Source organism: Variovorax sp. PBL-H6, assembly GCF_901827155.1.
GTDB lineage: Bacteria > Pseudomonadota > Gammaproteobacteria > Burkholderiales > Burkholderiaceae_C > Variovorax.
In genome coordinates this window covers 2,641,583-2,659,538 of the sequence record NZ_LR594659.1, presented here as the reverse complement: position 1 = coordinate 2,659,538, position 17,956 = coordinate 2,641,583, and the positions used below count along the sequence as shown (strand labels likewise).

The following is a 17,956-nucleotide window of genomic DNA, read 5'->3' as shown; positions in this document are numbered from 1 at the left end:
CCATGGCCGACACCACCGCCCCCTCGCCACTCGCCCGCCCCGACTACCGCCTGAGCGACAGCCTCTGGGCCAGCGGCGGCTGCGTCTTCATCACCGGCACGCAGGCGCTGGTGCGGCTGATGCTGATGCAGCGCCAGCGCGATGCGGCAGCCGGCCTGGACACGCGTGGCTTCATCAGCGGTTACCGCGGCTCGCCGCTGGGCATGGTGGACCTCGCGCTGTGGAAGACCGGCAAGAAGCTCGACGAGAGCGGCATCCGCTTCCTTCCCGCCATCAACGAGGAACTCGGGGCCACCGCGGTGCTCGGCACGCAGCGCGTCGAAGCCGACCCCGAGCGCACCTGCGCTGGCGTGTTCGCGATGTGGTACGGCAAGGGGCCGGGCGTCGACCGCGCGGGCGATGCGCTCAAGCACGGCAACGCCTACGGTGCATCGGCCCATGGCGGCGTGCTGATGGTCGCTGGCGACGACCATGGCTGCGTATCGTCCTCGATGCCGCACCAGAGCGACCAGGCCTTCCAGTCCTGGCATGCGCCGGTGGTCTCGCCAGGCTGCATTGCCGAGTACCTTGAGTACGGGCTGTACGGCTGGGCGCTGTCGCGCTTCTCCGGCAACTGGGTGGGCTTCACGGCGTTGTCTGAAATCGTCGAAAGCGGTTCCACCGTCGACCTCGATCTCGTCAACGCCCGAGCCGCGACCTGGCAGGACGGTGACACCGTGCGCCGCATCACCGGCTATGCGCCGCCGGCCGATGGCCTGCACTACCGCTGGCCCGACCTGCCCTCGCTGAAGATCGAGGAGCGCCTGCACGCCAAGCTCGACGCAGTGCGCGCCTTCGCCCGCGTCAACAGCATCGATCGCCTGATCGTCGAAAGCGACAGTGCGACAGTGGGTATCGTGACTGCCGGCAAGGCGCACTACGATTTGATGGAGGTGCTGCGCCGGCTCGACGTGACCACTGAAGCCCTGGAGCGCCACGGCCTGCGCATCTACAAGCTGGGCTTGACCTACCCTGTCGAGCCGAGCCGCATGCGCTGCTTCATGCAGGGCTTGAACGAAGTGCTGGTGATCGAGGAGAAAGGCCCGGTGGTCGAAGACCAACTGCGCGCCATGTTCTACAACGCCGCAGAGCGCCCGACGATCGTCGGCAAGCAGGACGCGCAGGGCCGGCCGCTGGTCAGCGCCGTCGGCGAGCTGCGGCCCTCGCGGCTGATCCAGGTCGTCGCCGACTGGCTGGCCACGCATTTCCCCGACCTCGACCGGCGCCACCTGGTGCGCGACTTCACGCCGCCCGAGCTTCTGTCCAATGCCAGCGACAGCGTCAAGCGCCTGCCGTACTTCTGCGCGGGCTGCCCGCACAACACCAGCACCCGCGTGCCGGAGGGGTCGCACGCACAGGCCGGCATCGGCTGCCACTTCATGGCCAGCTGGATGGACCGTGAAACCGAGGGCCTGATCCAGATGGGCGGCGAAGGCGTGGACTGGGTGTCGCACGCGATGTTCACCCGCGTGCCGCACGTGTTTCAGAATCTCGGCGACGGCACCTACTACCACTCGGGCTACCTGGCGATCCGCCAGGCCGTGGCGGCCCGGGCCACGCTGACCTACAAGATCCTCTTCAACGACGCGGTGGCGATGACGGGTGGCCAACCGGTGGACGGCTTCATCAGCGTGGACGGCATTGCGCGCCAGGTGGAGGCCGAGGGCGTGAAGCAGGTGGTGGTGGTCTCGGACGACATCGGCAAGTACGAGCACGTGCGGCAGCGCTTTCCTGCCGGCACCGAATTCCACGACCGGGCCGAGCTCGACGCCGTCCAGCGGCGACTGCGCGAGATCCGCGGCGTCACCGTGCTTATCTACGAGCAGACCTGCGCGGCCGAGAAGCGCCGCCGCCGCAAGAAGGGCGAACTGGTCGACCCTGCGCGGCGCCTCTACATCAACGACCGGGTCTGCGAGGGCTGCGGGGACTGCTCGGTCCAGAGCAACTGCGTGGCCGTGCTGCCGACGGAAACGCCGCTGGGCCGCAAGCGCAAGATCGACCAGAGCAGCTGCAACAAGGACTACTCGTGCGCGCAGGGCTTCTGCCCCAGCTTCGTCGGCGTCCTGGGTGGCGGCATGCGCAAGAAGACCGGTGCGCTGGCCAACGGGGCCGAAGCCTTCATGCAGCGCGTGAATGCGCTGCCGCGTCCCGCACCGCATGCGTGGACGGGCCCGTACGACCTGCTCGTCACGGGCGTCGGCGGCACCGGCGTCGTCACCGTCGGTGCGCTGGTCGCGATGGCCGCGCACCTGGAGGGAAAGAGCGCCAGCGTGCTCGACTTCATGGGCTTTGCGCAGAAAGGCGGTTCGGTGCTCAGCTTCGTGCGCATCGCGGACGTGCACTGGCGCCTGAACCAGGTGCGCATCGACACCCAGCAGGCCGATGCGCTGCTGGCTTGCGACCTCGTGGTGGGCGCCTCGGCGGACGCGCTCGCCACCGTGCGCCATGGCCGCACCCGCATCCTCGCCAACACCCACGAGACGCCCGTAGCCGAGAGCCTGCGCAACCCCGACGCCAGCCTGAAGGCGCCGCAGCTGCTCGACAAGCTGCGCTTCGCCGCCGGCGCCGAGCGCGTCGAGACGCTCGATGCGCAAGCGCTGGCGGACGCCTTCCTCGGCGACTCCATCGTCTCCAACATCCTCGCGCTCGGCTATGCCTGGCAGCGCGGCCTGGTGCCGGTCGCCCTCGAGGCCTTGCTGCACGCCATCGAGCTCAACGGCGTGGCGGTCGACAACAACAAGCTTGCCTTCTCGCTGGGCCGGTTGGCCGCGGGCGACACGAATGCCGCGGCCTCGCTGCTGCGAGACACGTCAGCCGAGCCCGCGCAACTGGAGCCGCTGGACACGCTCATCGGACGCGCCATGGCCCACCTGGCCGCTTATCAGAACGCCGCCTATGCGGAGCGCTATGCCGGCATGGTGGTCGCGGTGCGGCAGCGCGAGGCCGCACTGCAGGCCGACCCCGCGCTGCCCTTCACGCGCGCGGTGGCGCAGGGCTTGTTGAAGCTCATGGCCTACAAGGACGAGTACGAGGTGGCCCGCCTCTACACCGACGGCGAATTCAAGCGCTCGCTGCAGCAGCAGTTCGAGGGCGAGCTCCGGCTCGAGTTCTACATGGCCCCGCCTGGGCTGAGCCGCGCACGCGAGGGCCGGCCGCCGCGCAAGCTGCGACTGGGCGGCTGGATGATGCCGGTGCTGAAGCTGCTGGCCCACGGCCGCCGCCTGCGCGGCACGGCGTTCGATCCCTTCGGCCACACCGACGAGCGGCGCATGGAGCGTGCATTGATCGATGAGTATCGTCGTCGCATCGAATCGCTGCTGCCTTCGCTCGACGCCGAGCGCCTGAAGATCGCCACCGAGATCGCGCTGCTGCCGATGCAGATGCGCGGCTTCGGCCACGTGAAGCAGGCCAACGTCGCGCTCGCGCGGGTGCGCGAGGCCGAGCTGCTGTATCGATTCGATTCCAAGGCCTTCCCGCGGCCCGCGCCGTCGCGAACCGCGGGGCAGATCCGCGGCATCGCGGTGACCGCCTCGGGGCGCTGATCGGCGTCGAAAAAGGCGACCCGCCGGGCCGCGCGACGACTTCGCGGTTGCTTCTTGTTGCACACCTCGTCCGCGCACTCTCGGTCAAGGGGGTGCGGCAGGCTCCTACATTGGCCCGGCGTCGGCTTTCGACAATGTCTTCATCACTCATCGAAAGGTGGACAACATGAAGACACGTCTCTGGATCACGGCCGGTGCGGCCACGGCCGTCATGGCGCTGGCGGGCTGCGCATCAGGACCTAACGAGCAGTGGGGCACGGCCGGCGGTGCCGTGGGAGGCGCTGTGCTCGGCAACGCCATCGGCGGCAACACGGCCAGTACGGTGGGCGGGGCCGCCATCGGCGGTGTCATCGGCAACCAGGTGGGCCGTCGTGCAGACGAGCGCAACTACGACCGCAACTACTACCGGGGCCAGCGCAACGGCGGCTACTACCCCTACAACGGGCCGACCTACTGAACTGAGCGTTGACGCATGAACGAAAAGGCGTGCCCGTGGCACGCCTTTTTTGTGGATGCTGCGCGATCAGCGCGCCGAAGACGGCGCGCGGCCGGCCCGCCACGCGCCGAAGATTGCAATCAGGCCGGGAACGATGATCAGCGCCCAGATGATCTTGTCGAGGTGCTCCTTCACGAAGGCCAGGTTGCCGAACAGGTAGCCGGCCGTGCACAGGCCCACCACCCACAGCAGCCCGCCAGCGATGTTGAAGAGGCTGAACTTCCCGCGCGTCATGTCGGCCACCCCGGCAACGAAGGGCGCGAAGGTGCGGATGAACGGCATGAAGCGCGCCAGCACGATCGTGATGCCGCCGTAGCGCTCGTAGAAGGCATGCGCCTGGTCGAAGGCCTTGCGATTGAAGAACCGCGAGCTCTCCCACTGAAAGACCTTCGGCCCGAAGTAGCGGCCGATGCTGTAGTTGCACTGGTCGCCGAGGATCGCCGCGGCGATGAGGACCGGCACGGCGATGCCGAAGCTCATGAGCCCCGTGCCGCACAGCGCGCCGACGATGAAGAGCAGCGAGTCGCCCGGCAGGAAAGGCATGACCACCAGCCCCGTTTCGACGAACACGATGAGGAACAGCAGCGCATACACCCAGGGGCCGTAGGTGATGACGAAGGTCTCCAGGTGTTTGTCGACATGAAGGATGAAGTCGACCAAGAAGCTGATGATTTCCATGGCCGCGCATTATCCGGGTGCAGCTCACCCGCCCTTCGGGAAGCCCCTGCGCCCTTCTAGAATGCCTGTGTGAGCGCACTCCCCTCTGCCCTGCCCTCGGCCGCGCGCCGCCCCATCCGCGAACTCCCCGACGAACTGATCAGCCAGATCGCTGCTGGCGAAGTCGTCGAGCGTCCGGCCTCGGTCGTGCGCGAGCTGCTCGACAACGCCCTCGACGCCGGCGCGCGCCAGGTGACGGTGCGGCTCGCGGCCGGTGGCGTGCGCCTGATTTCAGTCGAGGACGATGGCCATGGTTTGCCGCGCGACGAACTGCCGCTGGCACTGCGCCGCCACGCGACCAGCAAGATTGCCAGCCTCGGCGAACTCGAAACCGTGGGCACCATGGGCTTTCGTGGCGAGGCGCTGGCCGCCATCAACGCGATCGCCGAGTTGAGCCTGCTCTCGCGGGCGGCGGGCGCCGACGGCGCCTTCGCGCTCGACGGCCGCACCGGCGAGCTGCGCCCGGTGGCACGCGCCACCGGCACCACGGTCGAGGTGCGCGAGCTCTTCTTCGCCACGCCCGCACGACGCAAGTTTCTGAAGACCGACGCCACCGAACTGGCCCACTGCATCGAGGCTGTGCGGCGCCATGCCCTGGCCCGCCCAGAGGTAGGCTTCGCGGTCTGGCACGAAGGCAAGCTGGTCGAGCAATGGCGCGCCGCCGCGGCGCGCGACCCGCGCCTGGCCGATGCGCTGGGCGATGATTTCGTGGCGCAGAGCGTGGCGGTCGAGCACGCCGCCGGGCCGGTGCGCGTGACGGGCCGCGCGGGCATTCCCGATGCGGCGCGCTCGCGCGGTGACCAGCAGTTCTTCTACGTCAACGGCCGCTTCGTGCGCGACAAGGTGCTGGCCCATGCGGTGCGCAGCGCCTATGAAGACGTGCTGCACGGCCAGCGCCAGCCGGTCTATGCGCTGTACCTGGAGATCGATCCGGCACGTGTCGACGTCAACGTGCATCCCACCAAGATCGAGGTGCGCTTCCGCGATGGGCGCGAGGTGCACCAGGCGGTGCGCCATGCGATCGAGAACGCACTGGCGGCGCCGCGTGCAGGCGAAGCGGTTGCCGTGCCGGCCGCGCCCTTCTTCAAGCCGCACAGCGCGCCCGCCGCCCCGGCATGGACCCAGCCGGGCATGCATTTCGCTGGCGAGCGTGGGCTCGGCGATGCCGCCGCGATGTGGCCCGGCGAGCGGCGTGAGGCCGTCGTTGCGCCCCTGCCGTCGTTCGGCGCCGCGGCAGCCCGGGACGCAACCGGCGCCTCGTTCGAGCAGGCGCCCTCTGCCAGACCGGCTGCGGCCCCCGGCGATGAAGCCTGGCCCCTCGGCCGCGCCCTGGCACAGCTGCAAGGCATTTACATCCTGGCCGAAAACAGCCAGGGCCTGGTGATCGTGGACATGCATGCCGCCCACGAGCGCATCGTCTACGAGCGACTGAAGACCCAACTCGACGGCGCCGCGATCGCCAGCCAGCCACTGCTGATTCCCGCCACCTTCGCCGCCACGCCGCAGGAAGTCGCCACCGCCGAGGCCTGCGCCGCGGTGCTGCCCGCGCTGGGCCTCGAGATCACGCCCTTCTCGCCCCGCACGCTGGCCGTGCGCGCGGTGCCCGGCACCTTGGCCGATGGCGATCCAGTCGAACTGGCGCGCGGTGTGCTGGCCGAACTGGGCCAGCACGACGCCAGCACCGTCGTGCAGCGCGCCCAGAACGAGCTCCTCTCGACCATGGCCTGCCACGGCGCGGTGCGCGCCAACCGCCGGCTGACGATCGACGAGATGAACGCCTTGCTGCGCCAGATGGAGGCCACGGAGCGCTCGGACCAGTGCAACCACGGCCGGCCGACCTGGCGCCAGTTGTCGGTCCGGGAACTGGACGGGCTGTTCATGCGCGGCCGCTGAGGCGTTTTTCGAAGTCCGGCTGGCGCCAAGTTCCGCACATTTGTCGCAAGTCGGCCTGGTGACCAAGGGTTTCCGCGCGTCATCGAGAACCCCGGCACGGCCGTTGCATGCAGTCTTGAGTGAACTTTTCTCTCAATCTACTGTCATTCAGCCGTCGATGAAGTCCTGGTCTCTCTTCGCCTCCGCTACCGCCCTGGTCGCCTTGCTGGCCGGGGGTTGTTCCACTCTCGACGAACAGCAGCGCGAATGGATCTTCCAGCCCAGCGACCGCAGCTGGGGCAACTCCGAGGCCATGAGCGAGGGCATGGAGCATGTCTGGATCGACTTCGATTCCAAGGTCACGGGCCAGCCGGCCCGGCTGCACGGCCTGTGGCTCGGCGGCGCGCCGGAATCGGTCGACACCCCGGTGCTGCTCTACCTGCACGGCGCGAAGTACAACGTGGCCGCCTCGGCACCCCGCATGCGACGCATGCACGACCTGGGCTTCTCGGTGCTGGCAATCGACTACCGCGGCTTCGGCAAGAGCAGCAAGGCCCTGCCCTCCGAGGACTCGGCCCGCGAGGACGCGCGTGCCGCCTGGATCTGGCTGGCGGCGCGGCACCCGAAGCAGCACCGCTACATCTTCGGCCACTCGCTCGGCGGCGCGATCGGCATCGACCTGGCCTCGCAGGTGAGCGACGAGAGCGGCACCATCGTCGAGAGCACCTTTACTTCCATCGCCGACGTGGTCGGCAGCTTCAAATGGGGCTGGCTGCCTTTCGGCCCGTTCATCACGCAGCGCTTCGAGGCGATCTCCAAGGTCAAGAGCATCGGTGCCCCGCTGCTGGTGGTCCACGGCAGCGCCGACAGCCTGATCAACCCGACGCTCGGGCGCAAGCTCTACGAAGCCGCCACCGTCCCCAAGCAATTCGTGCTGGTCGAGGGCGGCTCGCACCACAGCACCGGCTCGATCGGCCAGGCGCAATACCGCGCCGCACTCGGCCAGCTGTTCCGCATGAAACCGCCGACCGTGCTGGCCGCCCACGGACAGGCGGCCGAGCTGCACCCGACGCCTGAAGCACGCCAGGCGATACCCAGCGACCCCACCGGCCAGCGCGACGTCGCCCCGGCCCTGCCGCACAAGAGCTGATTCGCGCGGTTCCTGGCAGCCATGCGGCGGGTCGGCCGCCGGCTGCGACCTCCGATGCCGAAGCCGCAGCGCTCAGGGCAGGTTCTCGCGAAAGATCACCTGGCTTCGCGTGTTCTCCACGCCGCTCATCGCCTCTCGCCCATCACGCAGGTTCGTGAAGATGCGTACGCAGCTCATCAGCGTGGCGTAGGGGCTCTGCGTGATGACTGCGTCGAGGCTGCCGTCGACCAGCAGCGCACGGGTGTCCGGCGTGAGCCCGTGGCCGATGAAGGCGACTTTCTGGTCGCGGCCCGCCTCCTTCAGCGCGCGTGCCACGCCATCGGACGCGCCGCCGATGTTGTAGATGCCGCAGAGTTCAGGATGCTGGTCGAGGAGCGCGCGGGTCTGCCGGTAGTTCTGCTCGGCATCGTCGTGGCCTTCGCGCAAGCCCACCACCGACAGGTGCGAGAACATTTCCTCGATGACGTGCAGGAAGCCTGCTTCGCGCTCCTCATGGGCGCGATAGCTCAGGCTGCCCGCGATCAGCGCCACCTTGGCGCTGCGCACGCCGATGAAGCGTCCGATGAGGTAGCCCGCGGTGCGACCCGCGGCGCGGTTGTCGAGCCCGATGTAGGCCGCGCGCGGCGAGTTCGAAAGATCCGAGATCAGCGTGATCACCGGCACGCCCTGCGCAGCCAGCTCGGTAACCGCCTCGCGAACCGCTGGATGCTCGAGCGCCATCATGGCGATGCCGTCGCTGCGCTTGCCATGCCGCTGAAGCGCCGCGGCCAGCTCATGCGGATTGAAACTCTCGATGAATTCGGCCCGGCAGCGCACGTTGAAGGGCGCCCAGTGTTCCTCGGAGTAGCTCACCATGTCTCCGAGCATGCGAATGAATCGATTGGTGCCGGCAGGCAGCAGGACGCTCAGCCGCAAGGGCTTGGGCGCGAGCGCCGAATAGAGAAGCTGCCCCGGAAGGTAGTCGAGCTCGCCAGCCGCCCTCATGACGCGCTGAATCGTGGCGTCGCGCACGCCGGCTCGCTTGTTGAGCACGCGGTCGACCGTGGCCGTCGACACCCCGGCCGCGCGCGCAATGTCGACGACCCGAGCACGGCTCGGCAAGGCACCGGGTGTGGCAGGGTCAACCCTCATCAATCAAAAACCATCATCCGGATTGTTTGACGTGGCGCTGCTGCATCTCTATCGTCCTGAGGCATTGCACACATGATGCATCAAAAGGCATCAAACCTACAACGGAGACAGACCCATGAAACTCACCCGACGCGGTGCCCTGCGCACGCTTTCCGCCCTTCCCGCCGCCAGCATCGTGACGGCGGTGCCGCGCATCGCCCGTGCCGCCGAGTTCTCGTACAAATACGGCAACAACCTGCCGGTGACGCACCCGCTCAATGTGCGCGCGCAGGAGGCGGTCGAGCGCATCGCCAAGGACACGAAGGGCCGGGTCGAGATCAAGATCTTCCCGAACAACCAGCTCGGCGGCGACACCGACATGCTGGCCCAGGTGCGCTCCGGCGGCATCGAGTTCTTTACGCCGTCGGCGCTGGTCATTGCAACGTTGGTGCCCGTCGCCGCCATCAACGCCATCGGCTTCGCCTTCTCCGACTACAACCAGGTGTGGGGCGCGATGGATGGCAAGCTGGGCGCCCACGTGCGCGCGGCCATTTCCAAGGCGCGCCTCTACGCCTTCGACAAGATGTGGGACAACGGCTTTCGCCAGACCACCAGCTCCAAGGCGCCGGTCACCTCGGCGAAGGATCTCGACGGCCTGAAGATCCGCGTGCCCGTGAGCCCGCTGTCGATCTCGATGTTCAAGAGCCTGGGCGCAGCGCCGGCCAGTCTCCAGTTCAGCGAGGTGTATTCGTCCTTGCAGACCAAGATCGTCGACGCCCAGGAGAACCCGCTGCCGATCATCCAGGTGGCCAAGCTCTACGAGGTGCAGAAGTACGCCTCGCTCACCAACCACATCTGGGACGGCTACTGGTTCATCGCCAATGGCCGCGCCTGGGACGCGCTGCCGGCCGACCTGAAGACCATCGTGGCCGCCTCCATCAACGACGCCGGCCTGAAGCAGCGCGAGGACATCAAGAAGCTCAACGAGTCGGTCGTGACCGACCTGGAGTCGAAGGGCCTGGCGATCAACCGTCCGGCGGCCGACAGCTTCCGGGCCAAGCTGCGCGAGGCCGGCTTCTACGGCGAATGGAAGGGCCGCTTCGGCGACGAGGCCTGGGGCCTGCTCGAACAGAGCGTCGGCAAGCTCGCCTGAACCCGCCGATGGCCATCGCTTCCGTCACCGAGTTCGGCCGCGCGCCGGCCAATTCATTCGCCGGCACCGCCGAGCGCATCGACCGGTACCTGGGCACGCTCATCGAGGTCGTTGCGGCCTCGCTGGTGCTGGTCGAGATCGTCGTGCTGTTCGCCGGCGTGGTGGCGCGCTACGCATTCCACGCGCCGCTCGTGTGGTCGGACGAACTGGCCTCGATCCTGTTCCTGTGGCTCTCGATGCTGGGCGCGGTAGTGGCGCTGCGGCGCGGCGAGCACATGCGCATGACGGCGGTCGTCGGCAAGCTGAGCCCGTCCATGCGCCGCCTGTTCGAGGCGCTGGCCATCGCCGCGTCGCTGGCCTTCCTGGCGATGGTGCTGTGGCCTGCGTATGAATATGCGGCCGACGAGGCCTTCATCATCACGCCCGCGCTGGAGATCAGCAACGCCTGGCGCGCCTCGGCCATCCCGGTGGGCGTGGCGCTGATGATCGTCCTCGGCACGCTGCGGCTGCTGCGCCTGTCGACCGCCCGGGAGATCGTCGTCACCCTCGCCGCCGTCGCGCTCGTGGTCGCGGCCTTCTGGCTCGCGCGGCCGATGTTCGCTTCGCTGGGCAAGCTGAACCTGGTCGTCTTCTTCCTGGTGATCGTGGCGGTGAACGTGTTCTCCGGGGTGCCGATCGCGTTCTCCTTCGCGCTCGCCACCTTCGGCTATCTGGCGCTCACCACCTCGACACCGATGGCGGTGATGGTCGGCCGCATGGACGAAGGCATGTCGCACCTCATCATGCTGGCGGTGCCGCTCTTCATCTTCCTGGGCGCATTGATCGAGATGACCGGCATGGCCAAGGCCATGATCCAGTTCCTCGCCAGCCTGCTTGGCCATGTGCGTGGAGGCCTGTCGTACGTGCTGGTCGGCGCGATGTACCTGGTGTCTGGCATTTCGGGATCGAAGATCGCCGACATGGCGGCCATCGCCCCTGTGCTCTTCCCCGAGATGAAGAAGCGCGGTGCCCGGCCGGGTGACCTGGTGGCGCTGCTGTCGGCCACGGGAGCCCAGACAGAAACCATTCCGCCGTCGATCGTGCTGATCACCATCGGCTCGGTCACCGGCGTGTCGATTGCCGCGCTTTTCACCGGCGGCATGCTGCCGGCGCTGGTTCTCGGCCTGTGCCTGTGCAGTGTGGTCTGGTGGCGCTACCGCAAGGAAGACCTCGGCGGTGTCGCGCGCTACTCGGGCGCACAGATCGGCCGCTTCTTCGTCGTCGCACTCCCGGCGGTGGTGCTGCCCTTCGTGATCCGCGCGGCGGTGGTCGAAGGCGTGGCCACCGCCACCGAGGTGTCGACCATCGGCATCGTGTATGCCGCGCTGGCAGGCCTGCTCATCTACCGCCAGTTCGACTGGCGCCGGCTCAAGCCGATGCTGATCGAGACCGCGTCGCTCTCGGGCGCCATCATGTTCATCGTCGGCTGCGCCACCGCCATGGCGTGGGGGCTCACGCAGTCGGGCTTCTCCACGGACCTGGCGCACTGGATGGCGGCCATTCCGGGCGGCGCCCACGGCTTCATCGCGATTTCGATCCTGGCCTTCGCCGTGCTGGGCTGCGTGCTCGAAGGGATCCCGGCCATCGTGCTGTTCGGCCCGCTGCTGTTCCCGATTGCGCAGGCGGCCGGCGTGCACCCGGTGCACTACGCGATGGTCGTGATCTTCGCGATGGGCATCGGCCTGTTCGCGCCGCCCATCGGCGTCGGCTACTACGGCGCCTGCGCCGTCGCCAAGGTCGACCCGAACGAAGGCATGAAGTACATCGGCGGCTACATGGTCGCCCTGCTCGTCGGGCTGGTGCTGGTGGCGGCCGTGCCCTGGTTGTCCATCGGCTTCCTTGCCAGGTAGCCGAACGCCCGCGACGCAGGCATCGCATTCTTCCCCCGCACTCCCACACAGAAAACCAAATGAGCCACCATTTCGGAGAGATCCGCCAGCTGGGCTATGTCGTGCACGACATCGAAGCCGCCATGGACTACTGGAGCAAGACGCTGGGCGTCGGCCCCTGGTACTACAACCCCAAGGTGCCGATCGTGAACTATCGGTACGACGGCGAGCGCTACGAGCCGCACAACTCGGTGGCACTCGCCAACTCGGGCTTCGTTCAGGTCGAGCTGATCCAGACGCGCAACGACGTGCCCTCGATGTACCGCGACTTCCTGCGCGCCGGCCACACCGGGCTGCAGCATGTCGCCTACTGGACGGAGCGCTACGACGCCGACGTCGAGCGGCTGCTGGCTCAGGGTTTCAAGCCCAAGATGAGCGGCGAGGTCGGCGAGCGCGGACGCTTCATCTACTTCGATACCGAGTACCACCCCGGCACCGTGATCGAACTGTCGGAAGTCGCCGGCCCCAAGGGCAAGATGTTCGACCTGATCCGCGAAAGCTCGAAGACCTGGGACGGCAACACCGACCCGGTGCGCCCATTCCCCGATCTCTCCAGGCTGTGAGCGCGATGGCCACGGAGCGCATTCGCGCCAGCTACCTGATCGAGACGCCCGGGTCGCCCGAGACCGTGGCCGAGGTGATGGCGGGCGAGCAGTCCTGCGGCACCTTCACCCGGGTCGAGGGCGAAACCGATGCGCTGCGAGCGCGAGCCCGTGCGTGGGTCGAATCCATCGTCGAGCTCGAACCGGCCACCTCGCCCAGCCTGCCCAACGCGCTGCTCGAGCGCAAGGGCGTCCGAGGTCCGTGGCGGCGTGCGCGCGTGGACATCTCCTTCCCGGTCGCCAACATCGGCGCCAACCTGCCGACGCTCGTGGCCACCGTGGCAGGAAACCTCTACGACCTGGGAGAGGTCAGCGGGCTTCGCCTGGAGACGGTCCACCTGCCCGCTGCCTATCGCGCCCGCTTCGAGCTGCCGCGCGTGGGCATCGCCGGCACTCGCCGCGCCTGCGGGGTGGAGAGCGGCGCGCTGGTCGGCACCATCATCAAGCCGAACGTCGGCTTCTCCGCGGCCGAGACGGCCGAGCTGGTCGGCCGCCTGTGCGCCGCCGGTGTCGACTTCATCAAGGACGACGAGGTCTGTGCCGACCCGGATCACGCGCCGCTGGCGCAGCGCATTCCGGCAGTGATGGCCGTGGTGCGCGCGCATCGGGAGCGCACCGGCAAGCAGGTGATGGTGGCCTTCAACATCACCGACGAAACCGATGCCATGAAGCGCCACGCCGACCTGGTGGAGCGCGAAGGCGGTTCCTGCGTGATGGCCAGCCTCAACTGGTGCGGACACGCGGGCATCCAGACGCTGCGCCGCCACACGCCGCTGGCCTTGCACGGCCATCGGAACGGCTTCGGCGCCCTGTCGCGCCATCCGTTGCTGGGCATTTCGTTCCAGGCCTACCAGACGCTGTGGCGTCTTGCCGGCGTCGATCACATGCACGTGCACGGACTGCAGGGCAAGTTCTCGCAGCCCGACGACGAGGTGATCGCGTCCGCCCGAGACTGCTACACGCCATTGGCCGAAGGCATCGACGACCGTGTGATGCCCGCCTTCTCGTCGGGGCAGTGGGCCGGTACCGTGCCTGCGACCTGGGCTGCGATCCGCAGCGACGACCTGCTCTTCATGTCCGGCGGCGGCATCCTCGCGCATCCGCAGGGCCCCGCTGCGGGCGTGGCCAGCATTCGGCAGGCCTGGGCGGCCGCCCGCGCCGGCACGCCGCTGGCCGATGCCGCCCGTGACGCGCCGGAACTCGCCTCGGCGCTGGAATTCTTCGGCCGGCGATGAGCGCGCCGCCCGCCATCGTCTACTACGCCGACGACTTCACCGGCGCGACCGACACCTTGGCGACCGGCGCACGCGCGGGGCTGCGCACGCTGCTCTTCCTGCAGGTCCCGACGCCGGCGCAGATCGCGGCCGCCGGGCCGCTCGACTGCCTTGGCATTGCCGGCGCCGCGCGGTCGATGGCGCCCGACGAGATGCGCGCCGAACTGGCGCCCGTGGCCACGTTGTTTCGCCGACTCGGCGCGCGCGTGCTGCACTACAAGACCTGCTCGACTTTCGACAGCGCGCCCGAGGTCGGCAACATCGGCGTGGCCATCGACACCCTCGGGCCTGCAGTGGACACGCCGTGGGCCGCCATCGTCGGCGGCCAGCCTGACCTGGAACGCTATTGCCTCTTCGGCAACCTGTTCGCCGCGGCGGGCGCTGGCGGTGCGGTGCACCGCATCGACCGGCATCCGACCATGAGCCGTCACCCGGTGACGCCGATGCACGAAGCCGACCTGCGCCTGCATTTGGCCTCGCAAGGCCTGGCCGACACGCGTTTGCTGCCGTACCCGATCTACGCGACGGGCGCCCCGGCGCTGCGCAATGCCTTCGAGGCGCTGCTCGCCGAAGCGCCCCGCGCGGTGCTGTTCGACGTCGCCGAAAACGCGCACCTCCAGGCCATCGACGCGCTGCTGGGTCCGCGGGCCGAGGCCGCCTCCCTGCTGACGGTCGGGCCGAGCAGCGTGGTGCAGGCCTTCGCCTCGCGCTTCGCGAGCGCACCACGCGCGCTCGCGTCGGTGGCGGCCGCGAGAGGCCCGGTGCTGGCGCTGGCCGGCAGCTTGTCCCCGGTCACGGCACGGCAGGTCGCCGCGGCGCAGTCCTTCGAGAAAGTGTGGCTCGACCCCCGGCGCCTGGTGGCCGATGCGCACGCGCGCTCCGAGGCGATCGACATCATCGCGGCCCTGCTGTCGCGCGGCTGTCATGTGCTGGCGTGCACTGTGCAGCCGGGCGCCGCCACCACGTCCCGCCCCGGGGTTCCTGCGCGCGCGCTCGCCCGCGCGGGCGGCGATGTGCTGGCCGGCGTGCTGGCGGCCGTGCCGCTTTCACGCATCGGCGTCGCTGGCGGCGACACCTCCAGCCACGCGGTGCAGGCGCTCGACGCCTGGGGCCTGTCCTTCCAGGCGTCGCTGGCGCCGGGCGTCGCACTGTGTCGCCTGCACAGCGAAGCGCCGGGACTCGATGGCCTGGAGGTCGCGCTCAAGGGCGGCCAGATGGGTGGCGAGGATTTCTTCGAGCGATTGGTGCACGGCAACGCCTGAGCCGGCATCCATCCCGCCTCGCCCTGGCGGATCGGAGGATCGCATTTGCTAACCTCGGGCGCATGTCGCCCACCACGGCTTCCGCTGTCCCCTCCTCCTCGCGCATGTCCCGCGCGCTTGCGCTCCTGCAGCCTCACGGCGAGCACCGCCACGGCGAACGCCATGGCCATTGAGGCCGGCTACGTCGCCGTTGCAGGGCCTACGGCCTCGGGCAAGACCGCGGCCGCGCTCGCGATCGCACGCACGCGGCCGGTGGAGATCGTCAGCGTCGATTCGGCGCTGGTCTACCGCGGCATGGACATCGGCACGGCCAAGCCCACCGCCGCCGAGCGTGCCGAGGTTCCGCACCACCTGATCGACATCCGCGATCCGCGCGAGCCCTACAGCGCGGCGGCCTTCGTGTCGGATGCCACGCGGCTGGTGGCCGAGATCCGCGCGCGGGGCCACCTGCCGCTGCTGGTCGGCGGCACCATGCTGTACTTCAAGGCGCTCGCAGAGGGCATCGATGCGATGCCCGCCGCCGATCCGGAGGTGCGCCGGCAGCTCGAGGCCGATGCGGCAACCCTCGGCTGGCCCGCCATGCATGCGCGGTTGGCGCAGGTGGATGCGGCCACCGCCGCGCGCCTTGCGCCCAACGACAGCCAGCGCATCCAGCGTGCGCTCGAGGTCTGGATGACGAGCGGGCACGCCATCTCCAGTTTCCATGCATCCGAACGCGCCGGCGGCTTGCCGCCGGTCGCGCTCTTCTCGCTCGAACCGACCGATCGGGCCTGGCTGCACCAGCGCATCGCCGAGCGCTTCGACGCGATGCTGTCGGCCGGCTTGCTCGACGAAGTGCAGGCGCTGCGCGCACGCGGCGACCTCGTGCCGGACCTGCCCTCGATGCGCAGCGTGGGTTACCGCCAGGCGTGGGAAGCGCTGGATGGCCAATGGCCGCTGGCCGAGCTGCGCGAGCGCGGCATCGCGGCCACGCGCCAGCTCGCCAAGCGGCAGATCACCTGGCTGCGCAGCATGCCCGCACGCCGCGTGGTGCCGGCCGAAGCGCCGGACGCGATCGCGCGCATCGTGGCCGCAGTGGGCGAGATCACATGAGCCGCACACCATGACGCTGCAGGTCCAGGGCCTCGCCAAGCGCTACGGCAACAGCGTCGTCTTCGAGCGAGTCTCGCTCGAGGTCGCGCCCGGCGAATTCGTCGCGATCGTTGGCGAGTCGGGCGTAGGCAAATCCACCTTGCTCAATTGCATGGCGGGGCTGGACAGCTGGGATGCCGGGACGATCGTGCACGACGGCATCGACATCGGCGCGCTCGACGCCGAGGCTCGCGCCCTCTGGCGCCGCCGGCACGTGGGCTTCGTGTTCCAGGCCTTCCATGTGCTGCCGCACCTGGACGTGGCGCAGAACGTCGGGCTGCCGCTGATGCTGCTGCAACAGGCGGACCCGTCCCGCGTGGCCCACATGCTCGAGGCCGTGGGGCTCGCCGGGCTTGGTGAACGCCTGCCCGGACAGCTGAGCGGCGGCCAGTTGCAGCGCGTGGCCATCGCGCGCGCCCTGGTGCACCGGCCCGCGCTGCTGCTGGCGGACGAGCCCACCGGCAATCTCGACCCGGGCACCGCGGCGAAGGTGATGGAGGTGCTGTTCGCGCAGACGCGCGAGCACGGCGCCTCGCTGGTGCTGGTCACGCATTCGGAGGCCGCCGCGGCGCGAGCGGACCGGGTGCTGCACCTGAGCGCTGGCGGCATCGACTGCGCCGCCGGGTAGTCGCTACCGCGTTCCCAGGGCTTGCCAGGCGACTGCAATGTCACGTGCCATGGAGGTCGCGGTGCTCAGGTGCTGGTCTTCGCGATCTTGGCGGCAGCGCGATTCAACGCATCGAGCAGCGCCGCCGTCAGGCGCCCCTTGGGGTTTCCGACGCGCTCGGCCAGCCCGATGGTCCGCGACAGCGGCGGTCGGCCGAGCGGGACGGCCTTGACACGATGCAGCCGAAGGAAACTCGTGTGGCTCACGGGAATGATCGACACGCCGAGGCCATGGGCCACCATGAGCGCGATCGCCTCCAGGGAATCCAGCTCCATGGTCTCGCGCAGGACGATGCGCCGCTTCGCCAGCGCCTCCTCGATCACGTGGCTGACCCAGAAGTGGCGATTGAACCGGATATACGGATACGCCTTGAGTAGCGCCTCGTCCGTGCGGCCCTTCGCTTCGCGCGGTGCGATCACGAGGATGGGCTCCCGGGCGAAAGGCTCCCAACGGAGGTTGGGCAATTGGACCCGCGGCTCGCTGATGATCGCCGCGTCGATTTCGCCATTGCGCAACATCTCCGCGAACGAAGGCGACAGGCCATGGTGCACCCTGATCTGCAACCGCGGATGCAACTCGCGAAGCGACAGCAGCGCCTTCGGGATGACGCTGGTCAGCGCGGTGGGGATCGAGCCGAGCACGAGGCTGCCGGTGAGGTCGTCGGGCTCGCGAATGGCGTCCCCGATCTGGTCGTAGAGGCCCAGCACCTCCCGCGCCTTCGCAAGCAGCGCGAGGCCTTCGTTGGTCAGCCGCGCGGGCTTGCGCGTGCGATCGAAGAGGCTGATGCCCCATTCCGCCTCGAGGCTTGCGATCTGCGCGCTCACGGCCGGCAGGCTGATGAAGCGCGCCTCGGCACCGGCGGACAGGCTGCCGCGTTCCGCGACGGCGACGAAGGTCTTCAGTTCACGGATGCCCATATGAGCGCCATATTCCTATGTTCCAAAGAATTGATCATCTTCTTTGGAAAATGCGTTCTTGTCTAACTTCGGACCACGTAGATTTGCTCCTCGGCA

Annotated in this window: 14 protein-coding genes; 11 read left to right on the top strand and 3 right to left on the bottom strand. The window is 68.8% G+C overall.

Features of this window, described 5'->3' with window-relative positions; genetic code table 11:
* Positions 1-2 precede the first annotated feature (2 nt).
* The gene (locus G3W89_RS12565; protein ID WP_162574396.1) at positions 3-3,581 is read left to right on the top strand and encodes an indolepyruvate ferredoxin oxidoreductase family protein; all 3,579 of its coding nucleotides are present in this window, start codon (positions 3-5) and stop codon (positions 3,579-3,581) included.
* Between the two features lie 166 nt (positions 3,582-3,747).
* Entirely contained in the window at positions 3,748-4,038 is a 291-nt protein-coding gene (locus tag G3W89_RS12560; protein ID WP_162574395.1) for a glycine zipper domain-containing protein, read from the top strand.
* Positions 4,039-4,104: 66 nt separating this feature from the next.
* On the opposite strand, the gene G3W89_RS12555 is transcribed toward G3W89_RS12560, so the two are convergent.
* Positions 4,105-4,755, bottom strand: a complete 651-nt coding sequence (locus tag G3W89_RS12555; RefSeq protein WP_162574394.1) for a DedA family protein — start codon at positions 4,753-4,755, stop codon at positions 4,105-4,107.
* A gap of 69 nt (positions 4,756-4,824) precedes the next feature.
* Between G3W89_RS12555 and mutL the strand changes: the two genes are divergently transcribed.
* Positions 4,825-6,687: a DNA mismatch repair endonuclease MutL gene (mutL, locus tag G3W89_RS12550; RefSeq protein ID WP_162574393.1), complete on the top strand. Its 1,863-nt coding sequence runs from the start codon at positions 4,825-4,827 to the stop codon at positions 6,685-6,687.
* 157 nt (positions 6,688-6,844) lie between these two features.
* Positions 6,845-7,816 carry an alpha/beta hydrolase gene (locus tag G3W89_RS12545; protein ID WP_162574392.1) on the top strand — a complete coding sequence of 324 codons (972 nt, stop codon included), beginning with the start codon at positions 6,845-6,847 and terminating at the stop codon, positions 7,814-7,816.
* Between the two features lie 72 nt (positions 7,817-7,888).
* Here G3W89_RS12545 and G3W89_RS12540 read toward each other — a convergent pair whose 3' ends face one another.
* Positions 7,889-8,947 (bottom strand): LacI family DNA-binding transcriptional regulator, encoded by a 1,059-nt coding sequence (locus G3W89_RS12540; protein ID WP_162574391.1) that lies wholly within the window; start codon positions 8,945-8,947, stop codon positions 7,889-7,891.
* Between the two features lie 115 nt (positions 8,948-9,062).
* Here G3W89_RS12540 and G3W89_RS12535 point away from each other — a divergent pair, with 115 nt between their 5' ends.
* The 7 genes from G3W89_RS12535 to G3W89_RS12505 all read left to right on the top strand — a co-directional run bounded on the left by G3W89_RS12535 (position 9,063) and on the right by G3W89_RS12505 (position 16,904).
* Complete coding sequence (locus tag G3W89_RS12535) at positions 9,063-10,079, top strand: TRAP transporter substrate-binding protein (protein ID WP_162574390.1); 1,017 nt, start codon at positions 9,063-9,065, stop codon at positions 10,077-10,079.
* 8 nt (positions 10,080-10,087) lie between these two features.
* A complete protein-coding gene (locus G3W89_RS12530) occupies positions 10,088-11,968 on the top strand; it encodes a TRAP transporter large permease (RefSeq protein WP_162574389.1) in 1,881 nt (626 codons plus the stop codon).
* Positions 11,969-12,027: 59 nt separating this feature from the next.
* Positions 12,028-12,570: a VOC family protein gene (locus G3W89_RS12525; RefSeq protein WP_162574388.1), complete on the top strand. Its 543-nt coding sequence runs from the start codon at positions 12,028-12,030 to the stop codon at positions 12,568-12,570.
* Positions 12,571-12,575: 5 nt separating this feature from the next.
* Complete coding sequence (locus G3W89_RS12520) at positions 12,576-13,844, top strand: ribulose-bisphosphate carboxylase large subunit family protein (protein ID WP_162574387.1); 1,269 nt, start codon at positions 12,576-12,578, stop codon at positions 13,842-13,844.
* Entirely contained in the window at positions 13,841-15,145 is a 1,305-nt protein-coding gene (locus G3W89_RS12515; RefSeq protein WP_162574386.1) for a four-carbon acid sugar kinase family protein, read from the top strand. The genes G3W89_RS12520 and G3W89_RS12515 overlap by 4 nt, the downstream gene beginning before the upstream one ends.
* Before the next feature lie 162 nt (positions 15,146-15,307).
* Complete coding sequence (gene miaA, locus G3W89_RS12510) at positions 15,308-16,237, top strand: tRNA (adenosine(37)-N6)-dimethylallyltransferase MiaA (protein ID WP_162574385.1); 930 nt, start codon at positions 15,308-15,310, stop codon at positions 16,235-16,237.
* A gap of 10 nt (positions 16,238-16,247) precedes the next feature.
* Positions 16,248-16,904: an ABC transporter ATP-binding protein gene (locus G3W89_RS12505; RefSeq protein ID WP_162574384.1), complete on the top strand. Its 657-nt coding sequence runs from the start codon at positions 16,248-16,250 to the stop codon at positions 16,902-16,904.
* A gap of 65 nt (positions 16,905-16,969) precedes the next feature.
* Here the strand turns inward: G3W89_RS12505 and G3W89_RS12500 are convergent, their stop codons facing one another.
* The gene (locus G3W89_RS12500) at positions 16,970-17,860 is read right to left on the bottom strand and encodes a LysR family transcriptional regulator (RefSeq protein ID WP_162574383.1); all 891 of its coding nucleotides are present in this window, start codon (positions 17,858-17,860) and stop codon (positions 16,970-16,972) included.
* Positions 17,861-17,956 lie beyond the last annotated feature (96 nt).